The following is an 18,183-nucleotide window of genomic DNA, read 5'->3' on the forward strand; positions in this document are numbered from 1 at the left end:
CGGTCGCAGAGTCGCCGTCATCCGTCAGGAAATGGTCGACAGTGTGTGATCATGGGGAGGTGCGGACCAGCCCTCATGGTTCTTATCCGGTCTCGAGGCGTTTCCATGTCAGGCATAGCAGTCTTCATCAATCTGGCAGGCGCTGTCGCGTTGCTGCTCTGGGCGACGCGCATGGTGCGAACCGGCATCGAGCGCGCCTATGGCGGTGTGTTGAAGGACAAGCTGCGGCTGGCGGTCGGCAACCGGTTTTCGGCTGCCTTTGCCGGCTTTCTGTTTGCCGTGGCATTGCAGAGCGCGACCGCTGTCGCCCTGATCATCGCCTCGTTCACTGCTGCCGGCTATGTCACCTCGGCGATCGGCATCGCCACGTTGCTGGGTGCGGATTTCGGTTCGGCCTTTGTCGTGCGCATCCTGCGTTACGACCTGTCGCTGCTGGTGCCGATTCTTTTGTTGCTCGGTACGATCGCCTTTCGTGCCTCGGAAGAACGCCACTGGCGCCAGCTCGGCCGGATCCTGTTCGGTCTCGGCCTGCTGCTGCTATCCTTGAAACTGATCGGCCAGGCGTCGGATCCGCTGCGCAGCAGCCAGATCCTGCCCGTTCTGTTCAATTACCTGGCGAGCGACTGGATCAGCGCCTTCCTGCTCGCCGCATTGCTGGCGTGGTCATTCCATTCCAGTGTTGCGGCGGTACTGCTTGTCGCGTCGCTGGCAGACAAACATCTGCTGCCGGACGCCTTGATCATCCCGCTGGTGCTCGGGATCAATTTCGGCGCTGCCGTGATCGCGGCGCTGCTGACCAAGAACGCGGAGGCCAATGCCCGTGTCGTGCCGCTCGGCAACGTCGTCATCCGCGGTCTGATGACACTGGTTGCGCTGGCGCTGCAGTTCATCTTCCAGATCGCGCCCGAACAGCTGGCCGCTCATCCGGGCGATGCCGTGGTCATGGCGCATCTGGCGATGAATGGAGCAGTTCTGGTGCTCGGCCTGCCATTTGCGGCGGTCGTCGCCCGGCTGCTGGAACGGTTTCTGGAGCCGACCGCCGGACAACCGGCCAATGACGACCGACTGTCCGCCCTGAATTCGGCCGATCTCGTGCATCCGCAGCAGGCGATCAGCAATGCCACGCGCGAAGTGCTGACCGTCTGCGACAAGACGGAGATCATGCTGAACAGCATTTTCGAGCTTTACGAACATTGGGACACAAAGAAGACCCAGCGGATCGAGGCACTCGACGACCAGATCGACACGATCCATCGCGACATCAAATTCTATCTGGCCCGCATTTCGCAAACGGCGCTGGACGAGCAATCGGCCGAGCAATGTCAGAGCCTGCTTGGCGCGACGATCAAGATCGAGCAGGCGGCCGACATCATTTCGCAGAACATGCTGACCAGGGCGCGCAAGAAACACGAGCGCAATGCGGCGTTTTCGGCCGAGGGCTGGTCGGAGCTGTGTGCCATGCATCACGAAGTGGTGCAGAACGCCCATCTGGCATTCAACCTGCTGGTCAACCGCAATGTCGAATACGCCCGCCAGCTCGTGGCGCGCAAGGAGGTCGTTCGGCAACTGGTCAAGGCCAGCGAGGAGCAACATCTGCAGCGCCTGCGCCAAGGCAATGCCGCGAGCTTCGAATCCAGTTCGCTGCACATCGACACGATGCGGGATCTGAAAGAGATCAATTCGCTGTTCGTCTCGATCGGCTATCCGCTGTTGGAGGGAGAAGGCTTGTTGCGCGGCAGCCGGCTGCTCTGACGTTTTTTTCGGCGAACACGAGTTCGGAAGCGCTTTTCGCGCAATTTTCCGGGTTTACGCCAGCGGACGGACAGCGGCAGCCAGTTCTTCTGCCGTCATCCCCTGCCCAGTTCGCAATGCTGCCTCGCCGTGCAGATACACGCCGGCACAGGCGGCTTCGAATGCGGGTAGGCCCTGCCCCATCAATGCAGCGATGATGCCGGCCAGCACGTCGCCGGAACCGGCCGTTGCCAGTTGCGGTGGTGCAGTCTCGTTGATCGCGGCGCGGCCATCCGGGGCGGCGATCACCGTATCGGCGCCCTTGTAGACCACGATCCCGCCAAGCTCGCTGGCAGCTGTGCGGGCCTTCTCGACCTTGCCGGCCGGCATTGCCGAAACCTCGGGAAACAGCCGGGAAAACTCCCCCTCATGCGGCGTGACGACGAGGCGCGTCCCGCCATCCGAGAAGGCGGTGCGGAGCGTCTGCACATCGTTACGGAACGCCGTTATGCCATCGGCATCCAGGACGACCGCTCGCCCATGGGCACCGAGACAAAGGGCGTAGGTTCGGGCTGTGGCAAAGTCGCCGAACCCCGGGCCGAGCACAAATGTCGTTCGGCGCGGATCTTTCAAATAGCTTTCAAGATCGGCTTTGCCGTTGATCTCATGCAGCATGATCGCCGTCAGATGCGCAGCGTTGGTGGACAGTGCTCCGGCTGGCGATGCCAAGGTGACGAGCCCTGCCCCGGCCTTCAGGCCTGCCATGGCTGACAAACGCGCCGCTCCGGTGGCCGTTGCGCCGCCGGAAAATGCAGTGAGATGGCCGCGGCGGTATTTGTGGTCACCCGCGGCCGGTGCCACCTGATGGTCCTGCCAAAGCGATGGGCCATTGACAAAGAGCCGCTCGGCCTCGGCATCGACCAGACGCCTCGGAATACCGATGTCGAATACCTCGATTGCACCGCATAGGAGACGACCGGGCAAAAGCACGTGACCGCGCTTGCGGGTCACGAAGGTCACCGTGGCGGTCGCTTGCAAAGCGGCGCCGCGGACCAGGCCTGTCATGCCATCCAGGCCGGACGGCAGATCGACGGCAAGCACCGGAAGCCTTGCAACGGTTACACGCTCCACAAGATCGGCCACGTCCTGCGGCACATCGCGAGCAAGGCCAGCACCAAATACGGCATCGACGATGACATCGCCCGGACGCGGCGCATAGGAAGACAAGGGCAGCGATGGCAATGACGCATCTCCGCAGGCCCTGGCTGCATCACCCTTGAGGACCGAGGGATCGCCGAGATGATGGACCATAGTGAAGGCACCGGCGCGCACAAGCGCCGCCGCTGCGATGTAACCATCGCCGCCATTATTGCCTGGACCACACAGGACGATGAAGCGAACGGCGGCCGGAAAGAGACGCAAGGCCGCAGCCGCAACAGCCTCGCCGGCGCGTTGCATCAATCCGTAGCTATCCATGCCGCAAGCGGCCGCCGCATCAACGCGGGCCATGGCCGAGGGGCTCAAAAGGATTTCTGCAGATCGCGCTGTCATGCTTGGCGTTAGAGCAGATTTTTCAGCACAAACCTAGCGTCACAAAAATAGGCACAACAGAAAGGCCATATATTGTGCAATTGCATACATCTTGATCATGGGCGCCTCAAATTTCGCAACGACCTCGGCATGTTAGCGAAATCGACAACAAAGAAAAAAGGAAGAGAAAATCGAGATCAGGGACGAATTGGGCTGGCTTTTCCTACGATTTTGCGGGAGATTTGCTCCGCCGGGTGGAGGAAGCAGCAAAATCTGTGAAATTCTGGCGAAGACTGGCACGTTCCGTGCATTCTACCTGGCGGGCGGGACTAATCCTGCCGCAATGAGGGAAGCGGAGAGAAATTTTCTCATGAAAAAGATCGAAGCGATCATAAAGCCGTTCAAGCTCGACGAAGTGAAGGAAGCCCTTCAGGAAGTCGGCCTGCAGGGTATCACTGTTACCGAAGCCAAGGGCTTCGGGCGCCAAAAGGGCCATACAGAGCTCTATCGCGGCGCCGAATACGTGGTGGACTTCCTGCCTAAGGTGAAGGTCGAGGTGGTTCTGGCGGACGAAAACGTGGAAGCCGTTATCGACGCGATCCGCAATGCCGCGCAGACAGGCCGGATCGGGGACGGAAAGATCTTCGTGTCCAACATCGAAGAAGTCGTTCGTATCCGCACTGGCGAGACCGGCGTCGACGCCATCTAACTACGGCCCGGCACCCAGGGAGGTCGGGCTTAAATCGTCATCTCACGCGAGGAAAACAATAAAATGACGACCGCAAGCGATATTCTCAAGCAGATCAAAGACAATGACGTGAAGTTTGTCGACCTGCGCTTCACGGACCCCAAGGGCAAGCTGCATCATGTCACGATGGACGTGGTTTGCGTTGACGAAGACATGTTCGCCGATGGCGTCATGTTCGACGGTTCCTCGATCGGCGGCTGGAAGGCGATCAACGAATCCGACATGGTTCTCATGCCGGATCCGGACACTGTCCATATGGACCCGTTCTTCGCGCAGTCGACCATGGTCATCATCTGCGACATTCTCGACCCGGTTTCGGGTGAAGCCTACAACCGCGATCCGCGCGGCACCGCCAAGAAGGCCGAAGCCTATCTGAAGGCATCGGGCATCGGCGACACCGTCTTCGTTGGTCCGGAAGCCGAATTCTTCGTCTTCGACGACGTGAAGTACAAGGCCGATCCCTACAATACCGGCTTCAAGCTGGATTCGTCGGAACTGCCGTCCAACGACGACACCGATTACGAGACCGGCAACCTCGGTCACCGTCCGCGCGTCAAGGGCGGCTATTTCCCGGTTCCGCCGATCGACAGCCTGCAGGACATGCGTTCCGAAATGCTGACGGTGCTTGGCGAAATGGGCGTGGTCGTGGAAAAGCACCACCACGAAGTGGCGGCTGCCCAGCACGAACTCGGCATCAAGTTCGACGCGCTGGTGCGCAACGCCGACAAGATGCAGATCTACAAGTATGTCGTGCACCAGGTCGCCAATGCCTATGGCAAGACGGCAACCTTCATGCCGAAGCCGATCTTCGGCGATAACGGCTCGGGTATGCACGTCCACATGTCGATCTGGAAGGACGGCAAGCCGACTTTCGCTGGCGACGAATATGCCGGCCTGTCGGAATCGTGCCTCTACTTCATCGGCGGCATCATCAAGCATGCCAAGTCGATCAACGCATTCTCCAACCCGTCGACCAATTCCTACAAGCGTCTGGTCCCGGGTTATGAAGCACCGGTTCTGCTCGCCTATTCGGCCCGTAACCGTTCGGCCTCATGCCGCATTCCGTTCGGCTCGAACCCGAAGGCCAAGCGCGTCGAAGTCCGCTTCCCGGATCCGATGGCGAACCCGTATCTGGCCTTTGCAGCAATGCTGATGGCCGGCCTCGACGGCATCAAGAACAAGATCCATCCCGGCAAGGCCATGGACAAGGATCTCTACGACCTGCCGCCGAAGGAACTGAAGAAGATCCCGACCGTCTGCGGTTCCTTGCGCGAAGCGCTGGAAAACCTCGACAAGGATCGCAAGTACCTGACCGCCGGCGGTGTATTCGACGACGACCAGATCGATTCGTTCATCGAACTGAAGATGCATGAAGTCATGCGCTTCGAAATGACACCGCATCCGGTCGAATTCGACATGTACTACTCGGCCTGATTGGCCTGCGACGCATCAAAGCGTGCTGATTTGAAGACGCCGGCGATCTTTTCGCCGGCGTTTTTCATTGAATAACCTGAGAGACACCTTTTTTGCTCACGTAACGTAAAGCAAGTGACGCATAGTAAGCGCTCTCAACGTTCGACTGCCCACAACAGAGACTGACGGTCCATGCCCCACACCGCTTCGCCGCCGCCTCGCCCGATCGACTGGACGCTGTTTCTGCTGGCGCCGGTGTTTTTCTCGTCGAACCTGATCTTCGGTCGCGGCATAACCGGCGATATTGCTCCATACACCACCGCTCTGTTGCGCTGGGCCGGATCGGCGCTGATCATGTTTCCGTTTGTCTGGCGCGAACGGCAGATCTGCCTCGCGTTCGTCCGCAACCATACCATGCTGTGGCTCCTGCTCGGCATTCTTGGCATGGGTATCTGTGGCGGCGTCGTATATTGGGCCCTGACACTGACGACAGCCTCCAACGCGACGCTGATCTACACGACGTCATCGCTGTTCATCATTGTCTTTCAATGGCTTTTCCAGGGACGCAGGATCAGCCTGATCGAGTTGTCCGGCATGATGATCGCTTTTGCCGGTGTCGCGGTGATCGTACTGAAGGGCGACCTGGCCGCCTTGCTGCACCTGAGCTTCAATATCGGCGATCTTGCGATCCTGGCTGCGGCCATCGCGTTTGCGCTCTATTCACTGCTGCTGCGCAACCCGGCCGTCAGGGCCATGCCGCCGCTGCCGCTGTTTGGGCTGCTCGCCCTGTCCGGTGCGATCGTTCTGGTTCCGCCCGGCATGCATGAGGTTTTGACCGGGGGATTGCTGCCGGATACGCCGCTCGATTTCGCCAAACTTGCCGGCATCATCCTGTTTGCCTCGCTGGCGGCCTTCTACTGCTTCCAGCACGCCGTGCAGGTTTTCGGTCCGGGCATAGCCGGCATGACGCTCTACCTGATGCCACCGACCTCTATCGTCATGGCGGTAGTCTTTCTCGGCGAAAGCTTCGAAAGCTATCATATGGCCGGGATCATTCTGGTCATGGGCGGACTGGTCCTGGCAACCGCATTCGGGCGCAAACCAAGCAGCGGCGCAGCCGGCCAGGACGAAAACCCTTGATTGTCCGCATTCCCATCCCAAATATACAAGGGAAAGGAAGTGAACCCATGAAACAACGAAGCGCTAAATTTGGTATCGGAGATGTCGTACGGCACAAGGTCTTCCCGTTCCGTGGCGTGATCTTCGATGTTGACCCGGAATTTTCCAATTCCGAGGAATGGTGGAATGCGATCCCGGCGGAGGTGCGTCCGAACAAGGACCAGCCCTTCTACCATCTGCTCGCGGAAAACTCGGAGACGGAATATGTCGCCTATGTGTCCGAGCAGAACCTGGAGCCGGATGGAAGCGAAGAGCCTCTGAGAAATCCGCATATCCAGCAGATCTTCGACAGGGAGCAGGCCGGGCACTACAGACCGAAGGCCAACTTCACGCACTGACGAGACGCGAGACCCGACAATCTCCTCCCAACTACGAAAAAGCCCGCGTCCTTGGACGCGGGCTGATCTTTATTCTGATTCGATGACGGTATCAGTTGCCCTGCTTGGCGGCGTTCTGAGCGTCGGTGATCGCCTTGTTGCGCTCTTCCTGCTTCTTCTGCATGGCTTCCTGCAGCAGACGCTGACGTTCGTCAGCCTGCGACTGGGACATCGCCTCACCATCGAAAGCGCCGGTGAAACCTTCCAGCGGAATCTTGATCGGGTTCGGCGCACGGCGGAAGTTGATCGAGGTCAGCACGACTTCGTTGCCCTTCTTCAGGCTGGCGATAATCGCATCGGTCAGCGGCATTTCAGCCGTGCAACGATCCGGCAGGCAGACCGTGTAATCGAGCTTGACGCCCTTGGCACCGTCGATCTGCATGAGGATGCCCGGAGGAATCAGACGCGCTGTCGGAACAGTGACCTGCATCAGCTTGCGGTTGACCTTGCCTTCGACAGTGATCAGGCCAACGGCGGTGATCAGCTGGCCGTTTGCGGCAACCTGCTGGTTCTGCACGACGCAGACATCGGACTCTTCCTGCTTGGCGCAGGTCTTGAACCACTTGGCAGGGCCTGCAGCCGGAGCCGCTTCCTGTGCCTGGACTGCAACCGGCATGGCAGCTGCACCGAGCGTCAGAGCGAGAGCAGACACAGCCGTCCGCGTTGCTTTGTTGAAATTGAACATCATCCGTATTCCGTCTCCTGAAAACCCCTGGCGCGCGGACTTTGCGCCGCGTCGTACACCGGTCGTGCTGGCCGTCACCTGTCGTCCAAATGAGGCAAATACATGACCTAGCGATCTGGCTCACCTGTTACATCGCGGCGGCTGGAATATCCAGCTTTTCTTTGAAGCAACGGCAATGCCTTTTTGGTTAATTGCACCGCGATGTGTTGGATTTGTGGTGACTGTGCTAGCTTCCGGGCGTTTCCAGATTCTTGCCGGAGGACCACACATTGCGTCGCCTTGCCCTCAGCCTGCTGTTCCTGCCCTTCTGTTCGCTTGCGCAAGCCGAGCCGCTACACGGGATCGCCATGCATGGTGAGCCGGCGCTCAGCGCCGACTATAAGCACTTCCCTTACGTCAATGCCGAGGCGAAGAAGGGCGGAAAGGTCAATTACGGCGTGGTCGGCACCTTCGATGCGCTGAACCCGTTCGTGCTCAAGGGCATGCGCACATCGGCGCGCGGCGTCTGGGATCCGGAATTCGGTAATCTGCTTTATGAGCCCCTGATGACCCGCTCATCCGACGAGCCGTTCACGCTTTATGGCCTGCTTGCCGAGAGCGTCGAATGGGACGAGGCGCGCAGCTTCGTCCAGTTCAACCTCAACCCGAAGGCGCAGTGGAACGACGGCAAGCCGGTGACGCCGGAGGATGTCATGTTCACCTTCGAACTTCTGCGCGACAAGGGCCGGCCGCCGTTCAACTCGCGGCTCGCGGTCGTCGAAAAAATGGAGAAGGTCGGAGAGCACGGCGTCAAGTTCACCTTCAACGACAAGGCCAATCGCGAAACGGCGCTGATCTTTGCCTCGGCGACGCCGATCCTGCCGAAACATGCCGTCGATGCCGCGACCTTCGACCAGACGTCCCTCACCGTTCCTGTCGGCTCCGGTCCCTACAAGATCAAGGACATCCGCGCCGGCGAGAAGATCACCTGGGCGCGCGACCCGAACTACTGGGGCAAGGATATCGCCTCGAAGGTCGGTTTCGACAATTACGACGAGATCAGCGTCAGTTACTTCCTGCAGGAATCGACGCTGTTCGAAGCCTTCAAGAAAGGCGAGATCGACGTCTATCCCGAAGGGGATGCCAATCACTGGCTGCGCGCCTATGACTTTCCGGCGGTGCAGAAGGGCGATGTGGTGAAGGAAGCCTTCAAGCCCGGCCTGCCGTCCGGCATGCTCGGCTTCGTGTTCAACACCCGCCGGCCGATCTTTGAAGATCCGAAGGTCCGCGAAGCGCTGTCGGTGGCCTTCGACTTCGAATGGCTGAACAAGACACTGTTCAGCGGCGCCTTTACCCGCACGCAGAGCTACTGGCAGAATTCGACGCTTGGCGCCTATGGCAATGCGGCCGACGAGCGTGAACTGGCGCTGCTGGGAGCAGCAAAAGACAAGATCCCGGCGGACATTCTCGCCGGCACCTACACCTTGCCTAAGACCGATGCGTCGGGCGGCGACCGCAAGGCGCTTGGCGAGGCGGTCAAGCTGTTCGCGGAAGCCGGCTATCGGATCAAGGGTGGCAAGATGCTGGATGCCAGCGGCAAGCCGCTCGCCTTCGAGGTGATGACGCAGAACGAGGGTCAGGAAAAGATGGCTATCGCCTATCAGCGCACCCTGAAGCTGATCGGCATCGACACGGCGATCCGGACCGTGGACGATGCGCAGTATCAGGCACGGTCGAACAATTTCGACTATGACATGATCATCAAGGCCTACACATCCTCGCTGTCGCCGGGCGCCGAACAGCCTAACCGCTGGGGTTCTGCCTCGAGGGATGCGGCTGGCAGCTTCAACTATGCGGGCGTTGCCAATGCCGATATCGACCGGATGATCGAGGCTTTGCTGCAGGCGCGCGAACCGGACGACTTCAAGGCTGCCGTAAGGGCCTATGACCGGCTGCTGGTCGCCGGTCACTATGTCGTGCCGCTCTATCACATCGGCGAACAGTGGGTTGCCCGGTGGAAGCATATCGGCCGCCCGGAGGCGACACCGCTCTACGGCTACCAGCGCTCCGTCTGGTTCGACGCGCGGGCGCAGTAATCTCACGCCGACGTGCATGGGAAACCGCCGGTCCCGGCTTGACGCGGACCGGCGTTTGTCTATTGCGGACACTGGATTTTCGACTGCCTATCCCCTGAAAGGACATAGATCATGGACCGCATCACCCTCGACCTCGTTTCCGATGTCGTCTGCCCCTGGTGTTTCCTCGGCAAGGCACGGCTCGAACTGGCGATCGCGGAAGTGCAGGACGTCGTCAGCATCGACATCAACTGGCGGCCCTACCAGCTCAACCCAGACTATCCGCCGGAGGGTGTCGATCATCAGGTCGAGCTGGCCAAAAAGCTTGGCGGCAAGGCGCGGATGGACGCGGCCCATGCAGAACTGACGTCGCTTGGCGCCGAGGTCGGGATCGCATTCAACTTCGACGCCATCAAGGTCGGCCCGAATACGCTCGATGCGCATCGGCTGATCCACTGGGCGAGCCAGGAAAGCCGCGAAGTGCAGGGCCGCGTCGTTGACGGACTGTTTCGCGCCAATTTCGAGCAGGGTCGCAATATCGGCGACGCGAAGGTGCTGGCCGACATTGCCGAGGAAGCGGGCATGATCCGCTCGGTCGTCGAGACGCTGCTGTCCGGCGATGCCGATGTGAGCCACGTGCTGAGCGAAGTCGAGGCGGCCAAGCAGATGGGCGTCAACGGCGTACCGTTCTTCATCTTCGACCAGCAATATGCGGTCAGCGGTGCGCAGCCTGCGGCGGAACTTGCCAATGCGATGCGCGAAATCGGCAAGGCCAAGGCAGAGGCCCTGCGCAATCTGAATTGACGCAGGAAGCGAAGCAACTTATCCCGGAGAAAGCTCTTCCTCCCCGGGATTTTCACCTTGTCTTCCGATACAACATTCAAAGGCGTCATTCTCGCCTTCATCTGCTTTGCCGCCTATGCATTCAGTGACGGCTCGATCAAGCTGGTGGACGGGCGGGTTTCGCCGTTCCTGGCCGGCTTCATCGGATCGAGCTTCGGGATTCTCGCCATTCCCTTCCTGATGAAGCGCGGCGACCACTGGCTGGATCTGGTTCGCACCACGAACTGGCCGCTCTGGTCATTGCGCTTCGTCTGCTCGGCGGTCGGCACGATCGGCAGCATCATCGCCTTTACCCAGCTGAGCATGGCCGAGGCCTTCTGCCTGATCTTCCTGCTGCCGTCATTTGCGACGATCATGTCGGTGATCTTCCTGAAAGAACAGGTCGGCATCAAGCGCTGGAGTGCCGTTCTGATCGGCTTCCTGGGCGTGCTGGTGGTCCTCAGGCCCGGCTTTCGCGAATTGCAGACCGGTCACCTGGCAGCGCTTGCCTCCGGGTTTGCCGGCGCGATCTCGATCGTCATCTTCCGGGCAATGGGGCCCAAGGAAAAGAATATCTCGCTCTATGGCGCAGGCCTGCTCGGCAGTGTGCTGATCTGTGCCGTCGTTGCCGTGCCGCGTTTCCAGATGCCGTCCACCGGCGACTTCGCCCTGCTCGCCGCCTTCGGCACGCTTGGCGCAATCGGCAACGTGCTGATGATGCTGGCATCGTTTTATGCCCCGCCCGCCATCGTCGGGCCGATCCAGTACAGCCAGATGCTCTGGGCGATCCTGCTCGGCTATCTCGTCTTCGGCGACAAGGTCGACGGTTTCATGGCCGTCGGCATCGCGCTGATCGTCGGCTCGGGGCTGCTGACGCTGATCCGCGAGAGAAAACGCGGTGTCGCCCTGCCGCCGTCCATGCCGGGCAAGAGCGAGGCGGCACTGGCGGTCAAGCCGGAAGATTAGTACTTTTCGAAGAGAATCAGGGGGGCTACTCGATGCGGCATAGGCCCATACCTTCCATTTCCGACGGTCTGGTGGACGGTCTGGGGGTCGCCACTGACACATTCATGGAACTCGCTGGCCTTGTTCCAGCAATCGGGAAAGCATTGGAAGTCGCAAGAGCGATACGCTCAACGGGTGACGCCCTATTCCTTCGAAAAGTCGCTCGATTTCTTCGAGAGTTTTCTAACCTTTCGGTCGACGAGCGAGCCTCGTTCACCCAGGCGTTTGTCTCGGAGGATGAACTCGAACGATTTGGTGAGAGTCTTCTTTTACTGCTTGAACATTCCGACGAGGTTGAGAAGCCAAGCGTAATTGGGCGGCTTTTCCGTGCTGCGGCTCAAGACAAGATTACTTTTGAGAACGCCGCCCGTCTGAGTGCGATCGTTAACCGAGGTTACCTGAGCGATCTACGAAATTTAGGTGATTTTCGGCATGAGACACCAGGTAGAGATAGCGACATTTCCATCTCTCTCCGCTCACTTGGGCTCCTCAATGTGACGTCCGAGGACGTCTTCGACGTCGAAAACAGCAAGTACAGGCTGAGCAAGTACGGAATGCTTCTTCTCGAACTTGGCTTTGAAAGCTGATTTCTCAGCTCTTCGCCAGTTCCGCCAATTGCGTCATCACCACGGCCGCACCGGCCAGGCGCTTGTCCGGCGTCGGCAGATCGCGGGTAAGGAAGACGCTGTGATCGGGGCGGATCTTCGCCATCGTGCCCTGCTTGGCGATGTAACCGACAAGTGCTGCCGGGTTGGGGAATTGCTTGCCGCGGAACTGGACGACGACGCCCTTCGGGCCCGCTTCCAGTTTTTCGACATTGGCCTTCCGGCACAGCGCCTTGATATAGACGACCTTCAACAAATGCTGGACTTCGACCGGCATCGGGCCGAAACGGTCGATCATCTCGGCGCCGAAGCCGTCGATGTCGTTCAGTTCGGTGATCTCGCCGAGACGACGATAGAGGCCGAGGCGCAGATGCAGATCCGGCACGTAATCGTCCGGGATCATCACCGAAGTGCCGACCTGGATCTGTGGCGACCAGCCGGTGTCATGGACTTCATCGACGCCCTTCACTTCGGCGACCGCTTCTTCCAGCATCTGCTGGTAAAGCTCGAAGCCGACTTCCTTGATATGGCCGGACTGTTCTTCGCCCAAAAGATTGCCGGCGCCGCGAATATCGAGGTCGTGGCTGGCAAGCTGGAAACCGGCACCGAGCGTGTCGAGCGACTGCAGGACCTTGAGGCGACGCTCGGCGCTGGTAGTCAGAACCTTATTGACCGGCAGTGTCAGAAGCGCAAACGCACGGACCTTGGAGCGACCGACGCGGCCGCGGATCTGATAGAGCTGCGCCAGGCCGAACATGTCGGCGCGATGCACGATCAGGGTATTGGCGGTCGGCACGTCGAGACCGGATTCGACGATCGTGGTCGACAACAGCACATCGTAGCGGCCGTCGTAGAAGGCGTTCATGATGTCTTCGAGTTCGCCAGCCGCCATCTGGCCATGGGCGATCGCCACCTTCAGTTCCGGCACGTCGCTGTCCAGGAAAGCCTTGATGTCGGCAAGATCAGCGAGACGCGGGCAGACATAGAAGCTCTGGCCGCCGCGATAGTGCTCGCGCATCAGCGTCTCGCGGATGACCAGCGGATCGAAGGGTGAGATGAAGGTGCGCACCGCCATGCGGTCGACCGGCGGCGTGGTGATCAGCGACAGTTCGCGCACGCCGGTCATGGCAAGCTGCAGGGTGCGCGGGATCGGCGTGGCCGAGAGTGTCAGGACATGCACATCGGATTTCAGCTCCTTCAGGCGCTCCTTGTGCTTGACGCCGAAATGCTGTTCCTCGTCGATGATCAGCAGGCCAAGATTGGCGAAATTGATGCCGGTACCGAGCAGTGCATGAGTTCCGACGACGATGTCGGTCTTGCCGTCCGCGACTTCCTTCTTGACCAGATTGAGTTCCTTGGTGCCAACAAGGCGCGAGGCTTGCTGGATGCGGATCGGCAGGCCACGGAAACGTTCGGTGAAGGTCTTGAAATGCTGGCGGGCCAGCAGCGTGGTCGGCACGACGACGGCAACCTGGATGCCGTTCATCGCCGCGACAAAGGCAGCGCGCAGCGCCACTTCCGTCTTGCCGAAGCCGACGTCACCGCAGATCAACCGGTCCATCGGCCGGCCTTCACCGAGATCGGAGCGGACAGCCTCGATGGCGTTCATCTGGTCTTCGGTCTCGTCATAGGGGAAACGGGCGGCGAATTCGTCATAGAGGCCCTCCTGCGTGGTCAGCACCGGGGCCGTGCGGGTCATGCGTTCAGCGGCAATGCGAATCAGGGCGCCGGCCATGTCGAGCAGGCGCTTCTTCAGCTTGGCCTTGCGCATCTGCCAGGCGCCACCGCCGAGCTTGTCGAGCGGAACTTCGGTGCCCTCGCCGCCGAAGCGCGAAAGGAGATCGATGTTTTCGACCGGCAGGAACAGCTTTGCCTCGTCAGCATATTGGAGCTCGAGGCAGGCATGTGGTGCACCGGCAGCCTCGATGGTGCGCAGTCCGATGAAGCGGCCGATGCCATGTTCGGCATGCACGACGATCGAGCCCTCGTCGATGCTGGCGACTTCGGAGATGAAATCGGCACCCCGCTTGCGGCGCTTTGAGCGACGCACCATGCGGTCGCCGAGAATGTCCTGTTCGCCGACGATGACCAGATCGCCGGTCTCGAATCCGCCTTCAAGGCTGAGCACGGTCGTGCCCGCCTCGCCCTTCTTGAGATTGGCGATTTCCTTCAGGGCGGCAACGGGCTTGAGGTTTTCAAGGCCGTGTTCGTTCAGCACCTGCAACAGTCGGTCGAGCGAACCTTCAGACCAGCCGGAGACCAGCACCTTGGCACCGGCGGCACGCTTGTCGGCGATGTATTTGACGGCCTGGGTGAAGACGTTGACGCGCTTGGCGTCCTCGCCGTCTTCGGTCGCTGCCGCAGCCTTGGCCCAGCGTGGGCCCGGGCGAGCTTCGATCTCGATCACCATGCGACTTTCGCCGCCATGCTCGGCAAACGGCGTGATGCGTATCGGGTCGAAAGCATCGAGGTTGCGGCCGAATTCGGCGGCGCTCAGATAGAGGCGTTCGGGCGGCACAGGCTTGTAGGGTGTTCCCTGCGACAGGTGGCCCTTGCCGGGCGTGGCACTGTTGAGGCGGGCTTCATAATAATCGCGGATCAGCTTGGCGCGCTCTTCGGCGGCTTCGCGCACCGTGTGGTCGGTGACGATGCGAAACCCCTTCAGATAGTCGAACGTGGTTTCCAGATGATCATGGAACAGCGGCAGCCAGTGCTCCATGCCGGCATAACGACGGCCCTCGGAGACGGCGGCATAGAGCGCGTCGTCGCGGGTGGCGGCGCCAAACAGCGAGAGGTAGTTCTTGCGAAAGCGGCCGATCACCTCCGGCGTCAGTGTCACTTCGCTCATCGGATTGAGATCGAGCGAGCGGACCTGGCCGATGGTGCGCTGGGAGGCAGGATCGAAGGAGCGAATCGATTCAAGCGTATCGCCGAAGAAGTCGAGGCGAACCGGCTCCTCGGAACCCGGCACAAAAACGTCGAGAATGCCGCCGCGGACGGCAAATTCGCCGACTTCACGCACAGTCGCGACGCGGTCGAAGCCGTTGCGCTCGAGACGCGCGGCGATGTCATCCATCTTAAGCGTGTTGCCGGGCTTGGCGGAGAAACCGAGACTGTCGATGATATCGGCGGGTGCCACCTTCTGCAGCATGGCATTGACCGTCACCAGGACGATCGCTGCATGGGGCTTGAGATAGAGCGAGATCAGACCGGTCAGCGCCGACAGACGACGGGCCGAGACGTCGGCCGAGGGCGAGACACGATCGTAAGGCAGGCAGTCCCAGGCGGGCAATGTCAGCACCGGGATTTCCGGGGCGGCAAAGCTGAGGATCTGCTCGATGTTCTGCAGGCGCTGGCCATCGGAGACGACATAGGCGACGGGTCTGCCTTCGCGGGCAAGTTCGGCGAGGATGAAGGCATCCATGCCATCGGGCACATGCGATAGGGTCAGGGCAGATTGCGCCTTGGCGATCCGCTTCACATCGATCAGGGACATCTTGGACTACTTTGCGAGCGTTTCGGCATTGACCGGCGAAAAATCGGGGCGAAGAGCGGCTATGCGCATGAAGAGTGGCGTCTGGAAACGCTCGGGGATGGGCTCGGCGCCGGTGACCCATTTGACCAGATCATTGTCCTCTTCGGCCATGATCAGTTCCAGCTCGTCAAGATCGGCGTCCGGCAAGGTAGCGATTTCTGCTTCACAGAACTGACCGAGCATCAGGTCCATTTCGCGGATGCCACGATGCCAGCAGCGGAACAATATCCGCCGACGGCGCGGATCAAGCTCGGCACTGCTCATGATCAAACCGGTCATCGGCACATTCCTTCCTGTTGATGGGCCTCTATAGAACTAAGTGCAGCAATTGTCAGCTTGCCAAGGCGGCAATTTGCGGGGCATTTTGCCGGCATCATGCGCCCTACCCTTCTTGATCCCCTGTTCGCCTCCGTTGCCTCGCTTGCCGGCGTTGGCCCCAAGCTTGCCCAGCTTCTCGCAACCCTGATGGGACGCGAGGATGCCGAGGACACACGCGTCGTCGACCTGCTGTTCCTGGCACCGCATCGGCTGATCGACCGGCGCCACCAGCCGGGCATTGCGCTGGCGCAGCCGGGCGCGCTGGTGACCGTTACAGGGCGGGTCGACCGGCATCAATCGCCACCGCCCGGCAAGAGCAACCTGCCCTACCGGGTCTTCCTGCATGACGAGACGGGTGAGCTGGCGCTGACCTTCTTCCGCGCCAAGGGCAACTGGCTGGAAAAGGCGCTACCGATCGACGAGATTGTCATGGTGTCGGGCAAGGTCGACTGGTTCAACGGCCGCGCGTCGATGGTGCATCCGGATTTCATGGTCAAGGCCAGCGAGGCGGAAAACCTGCCGCTGGTCGAGCCGGTCTATCCGTTGACTGCGGGGCTGTCACCGAAAGTGCTGCGCAAATCGATCGAGGCCGCCGTCGAGCGCATGCCGGACCTTGCCGAGTGGATCGATCCACCGCTGGCGCAAAAACAGGGGTTTGCCAGCGTCAAGGACGCCTTGATTGCGCTGCATCATCCGCGCGACGAAAAGGATGTCGATCCGCAAGCACCCGCTAGACGACGGCTCGCCTATGACGAGTTCCTTGCCGGCCAGGTATCGCTGGCACTGGTCAGGCAAAAGCTGCGGCGGATACCGGGTGTGCCGATCAAGTCGACAGGCAAGATCAGCGACCAGATCCGCGCGACACTGCCGTTTTCCCCGACGCAGAGCCAGGTCACGGCGATTGCCGATATCCTGAATGACATGGCGTCGGATACCCGCATGCTGCGGCTGCTGCAGGGCGATGTCGGGGCCGGCAAGACGCTGGTGGCGTTGTTTGCCATGGCAGCGGCTGTCGAAAGCGGCGGCCAGACCGTGCTGATGGCGCCGACGGAAATCCTGGCGCGGCAGCATCATGCGACACTTTCCAAGCTTGGCGCATCAGCCGGATTGCGGATCGAGGTCCTGACCGGGCGGACAAAGGGCAAGGAGCGCGAGGCAATTCTGGAGCGGATCGCATCCGGTGAGGCGCAGATCGTGATCGGCACGCATGCGCTGTTCCAGGACGCCGTGTCCTACAAGAACCTGACGCTCGCCGTCGTTGATGAGCAGCATCGTTTTGGCGTGCACCAGCGCCTGCGCCTGACCGCCAAGGGCATCACGCCGCATATGCTGGTGATGACGGCAACACCGATCCCGCGCACGCTGGTGCTGGCGGCCTTCGGCGACATGGATGTGTCGAAACTCACCGAAAAGCCGGCCGGACGCAAGCCGATCCAGACGGTGACAGTGCCGACGGAGCGGCTTGAGGATGTCATCGAACGGCTGAGAGCTGCGATCGCCGAGGGAAAGAAGGCCTACTGGATCTGCCCGCTGGTCGAAGAGACTGAAGAAAGCGAGTTGATGTCAGTGGAGGAGCGCCATTCGGTTCTGTCGATAATGATCAAGGCGCCGATGGGCCTGGTGCATGGGCGCATGACCGGGCCGGAAAAGGACGCTGCGATGCTGGCCTTCAAGAGCGGCGAGACGCGACTGCTGGTCGCCACCACAGTGGTCGAAGTCGGCGTCGACGTACCGGATGCAACGATCATGGTAATCGAACACGCCGAGCGTTTCGGCCTTGCCCAGTTGCACCAGTTGCGCGGCCGGGTCGGGCGCGGCGACGAGGCGTCGAGCTGCATCCTGATGTACAAGGGCCCATTGGGCGAAAACGGCAAGGCGCGGCTGTCGATCCTGCGCGACAGCGAGGACGGGTTCCTGATTGCCGAAGAAGACCTGAAGCTGCGCGGCGAAGGCGAATTGCTGGGCACGCGGCAATCCGGCACGCCGGGGTTCAAGATCGCCAGTCTCGAAGCGCATGGCGATCTGCTGGAGATCGCCCGCAAGGATGCGAGCTATCTGCTGGAGCGGGACGCGGAACTGACGTCAGCGCGCGGCGAAGCGGTTCGGACGCTGCTCTATCTGCATCGCCGCGACGAGGCGATCCGGTTCCTCAGGGCCGGGTGACTTGGGGCTGGGTAACCG

At 60.7% G+C, this 18,183-nt stretch carries 14 protein-coding genes; 10 read left to right on the forward strand and 4 right to left on the reverse strand.

The genetic code is table 11. The features are described 5' to 3' along the window. The first annotated feature begins 105 nt into the window (after positions 1 to 105). Positions 106 to 1,752, forward strand: coding sequence for a Na/Pi cotransporter family protein (locus GVK95_RS23355; protein ID WP_200844365.1), 1,647 nt, complete (start codon positions 106 to 108; stop codon positions 1,750 to 1,752). A 54-nt stretch (positions 1,753 to 1,806) separates the two neighbouring features. Here GVK95_RS23355 and GVK95_RS23360 read toward each other — a convergent pair whose 3' ends face one another. Next, positions 1,807 to 3,282 (reverse strand): NAD(P)H-hydrate dehydratase, encoded by a 1,476-nt coding sequence (locus GVK95_RS23360; RefSeq protein WP_159953088.1) that lies wholly within the window; start codon positions 3,280 to 3,282, stop codon positions 1,807 to 1,809. A 349-nt stretch (positions 3,283 to 3,631) separates the two neighbouring features. On the opposite strand from GVK95_RS23360, the gene GVK95_RS23365 reads away from it, so the two are divergent. From GVK95_RS23365 to hspQ, 4 genes are all read left to right on the forward strand, one after another. Then, positions 3,632 to 3,970, forward strand: a complete 339-nt coding sequence (locus tag GVK95_RS23365) for a P-II family nitrogen regulator (RefSeq protein WP_007601055.1) — start codon at positions 3,632 to 3,634, stop codon at positions 3,968 to 3,970. A 63-nt stretch (positions 3,971 to 4,033) separates the two neighbouring features. After that, positions 4,034 to 5,443, forward strand: coding sequence for a type I glutamate--ammonia ligase (gene glnA / locus GVK95_RS23370; protein WP_159953089.1), 1,410 nt, complete (start codon positions 4,034 to 4,036; stop codon positions 5,441 to 5,443). Between the two features lie 171 nt (positions 5,444 to 5,614). Continuing rightward, on the forward strand, positions 5,615 to 6,562 hold the full coding sequence (locus tag GVK95_RS23375) for a DMT family transporter (protein ID WP_159953090.1): 948 nt from the start codon (positions 5,615 to 5,617) through the stop codon (positions 6,560 to 6,562). 47 nt (positions 6,563 to 6,609) lie between these two features. Continuing rightward, on the forward strand, positions 6,610 to 6,939 hold the full coding sequence (hspQ, locus tag GVK95_RS23380) for a heat shock protein HspQ (protein WP_159953091.1): 330 nt from the start codon (positions 6,610 to 6,612) through the stop codon (positions 6,937 to 6,939). Between the two features lie 91 nt (positions 6,940 to 7,030). Here the strand turns inward: hspQ and GVK95_RS23385 are convergent, their stop codons facing one another. Further along, the gene (locus GVK95_RS23385; RefSeq protein WP_159953092.1) at positions 7,031 to 7,666 is read right to left on the reverse strand and encodes an invasion associated locus B family protein; all 636 of its coding nucleotides are present in this window, start codon (positions 7,664 to 7,666) and stop codon (positions 7,031 to 7,033) included. 266 nt (positions 7,667 to 7,932) lie between these two features. On the opposite strand from GVK95_RS23385, the gene GVK95_RS23390 reads away from it, so the two are divergent. The 4 genes from GVK95_RS23390 (at position 7,933) to GVK95_RS23405 (ending at position 12,131) form a co-directional block, all read left to right on the forward strand. Continuing rightward, entirely contained in the window at positions 7,933 to 9,738 is a 1,806-nt protein-coding gene (locus GVK95_RS23390; protein ID WP_159953093.1) for an extracellular solute-binding protein, read from the forward strand. 111 nt (positions 9,739 to 9,849) lie between these two features. Continuing rightward, positions 9,850 to 10,521 carry a DsbA family oxidoreductase gene (locus GVK95_RS23395; protein WP_159953094.1) on the forward strand — a complete coding sequence of 224 codons (672 nt, stop codon included), beginning with the start codon at positions 9,850 to 9,852 and terminating at the stop codon, positions 10,519 to 10,521. A 57-nt stretch (positions 10,522 to 10,578) separates the two neighbouring features. Then, entirely contained in the window at positions 10,579 to 11,505 is a 927-nt protein-coding gene (locus GVK95_RS23400; protein ID WP_159953095.1) for a DMT family transporter, read from the forward strand. A 104-nt stretch (positions 11,506 to 11,609) separates the two neighbouring features. Beyond that, positions 11,610 to 12,131, forward strand: coding sequence for a hypothetical protein (locus tag GVK95_RS23405; protein WP_159953096.1), 522 nt, complete (start codon positions 11,610 to 11,612; stop codon positions 12,129 to 12,131). A gap of 4 nt (positions 12,132 to 12,135) precedes the next feature. On the opposite strand, the gene mfd is transcribed toward GVK95_RS23405, so the two are convergent. After that, positions 12,136 to 15,645, reverse strand: coding sequence for a transcription-repair coupling factor (gene mfd, locus GVK95_RS23410; RefSeq protein ID WP_159953097.1), 3,510 nt, complete (start codon positions 15,643 to 15,645; stop codon positions 12,136 to 12,138). Between the two features lie 6 nt (positions 15,646 to 15,651). Next, a complete protein-coding gene (locus GVK95_RS23415; protein WP_159953098.1) occupies positions 15,652 to 15,963 on the reverse strand; it encodes a succinate dehydrogenase assembly factor 2 in 312 nt (103 codons plus the stop codon). Positions 15,964 to 16,059: 96 nt separating this feature from the next. Here GVK95_RS23415 and recG point away from each other — a divergent pair, with 96 nt between their 5' ends. Continuing rightward, the gene (recG, locus tag GVK95_RS23420; protein WP_159953099.1) at positions 16,060 to 18,165 is read left to right on the forward strand and encodes an ATP-dependent DNA helicase RecG; all 2,106 of its coding nucleotides are present in this window, start codon (positions 16,060 to 16,062) and stop codon (positions 18,163 to 18,165) included. Positions 18,166 to 18,183: the final 18 nt, after the last annotated feature.

This window comes from Rhizobium sp. 18065, from assembly GCF_902706095.1.
Classification (GTDB): domain Bacteria; phylum Pseudomonadota; class Alphaproteobacteria; order Rhizobiales; family Rhizobiaceae; genus Allorhizobium.

What these genes read in the sequence shown, in the direction of transcription:
- GVK95_RS23355 (WP_200844365.1), top strand. Translation starts at nt 106, where the DNA reads ATGTCAGGCATAGCAGTCTTCATCAATCTGGCAGGCGCTGTCGCGTTG.
- GVK95_RS23360 (WP_159953088.1), bottom strand. Translation starts at nt 3,282, where the DNA reads ATGACAGCGCGATCTGCAGAAATCCTTTTGAGCCCCTCGGCCATGGCC.
- GVK95_RS23365 (WP_007601055.1), top strand. Translation starts at nt 3,632, where the DNA reads ATGAAAAAGATCGAAGCGATCATAAAGCCGTTCAAGCTCGACGAAGTG.
- glnA (WP_159953089.1), top strand. Translation starts at nt 4,034, where the DNA reads ATGACGACCGCAAGCGATATTCTCAAGCAGATCAAAGACAATGACGTG.
- GVK95_RS23375 (WP_159953090.1), top strand. Translation starts at nt 5,615, where the DNA reads ATGCCCCACACCGCTTCGCCGCCGCCTCGCCCGATCGACTGGACGCTG.
- hspQ (WP_159953091.1), top strand. Translation starts at nt 6,610, where the DNA reads ATGAAACAACGAAGCGCTAAATTTGGTATCGGAGATGTCGTACGGCAC.
- GVK95_RS23385 (WP_159953092.1), bottom strand. Translation starts at nt 7,666, where the DNA reads ATGATGTTCAATTTCAACAAAGCAACGCGGACGGCTGTGTCTGCTCTC.
- GVK95_RS23395 (WP_159953094.1), top strand. Translation starts at nt 9,850, where the DNA reads ATGGACCGCATCACCCTCGACCTCGTTTCCGATGTCGTCTGCCCCTGG.
- GVK95_RS23405 (WP_159953096.1), top strand. Translation starts at nt 11,610, where the DNA reads ATGGAACTCGCTGGCCTTGTTCCAGCAATCGGGAAAGCATTGGAAGTC.
- mfd (WP_159953097.1), bottom strand. Translation starts at nt 15,645, where the DNA reads ATGTCCCTGATCGATGTGAAGCGGATCGCCAAGGCGCAATCTGCCCTG.
- GVK95_RS23415 (WP_159953098.1), bottom strand. Translation starts at nt 15,963, where the DNA reads ATGACCGGTTTGATCATGAGCAGTGCCGAGCTTGATCCGCGCCGTCGG.
- recG (WP_159953099.1), top strand. Translation starts at nt 16,060, where the DNA reads ATGCGCCCTACCCTTCTTGATCCCCTGTTCGCCTCCGTTGCCTCGCTT.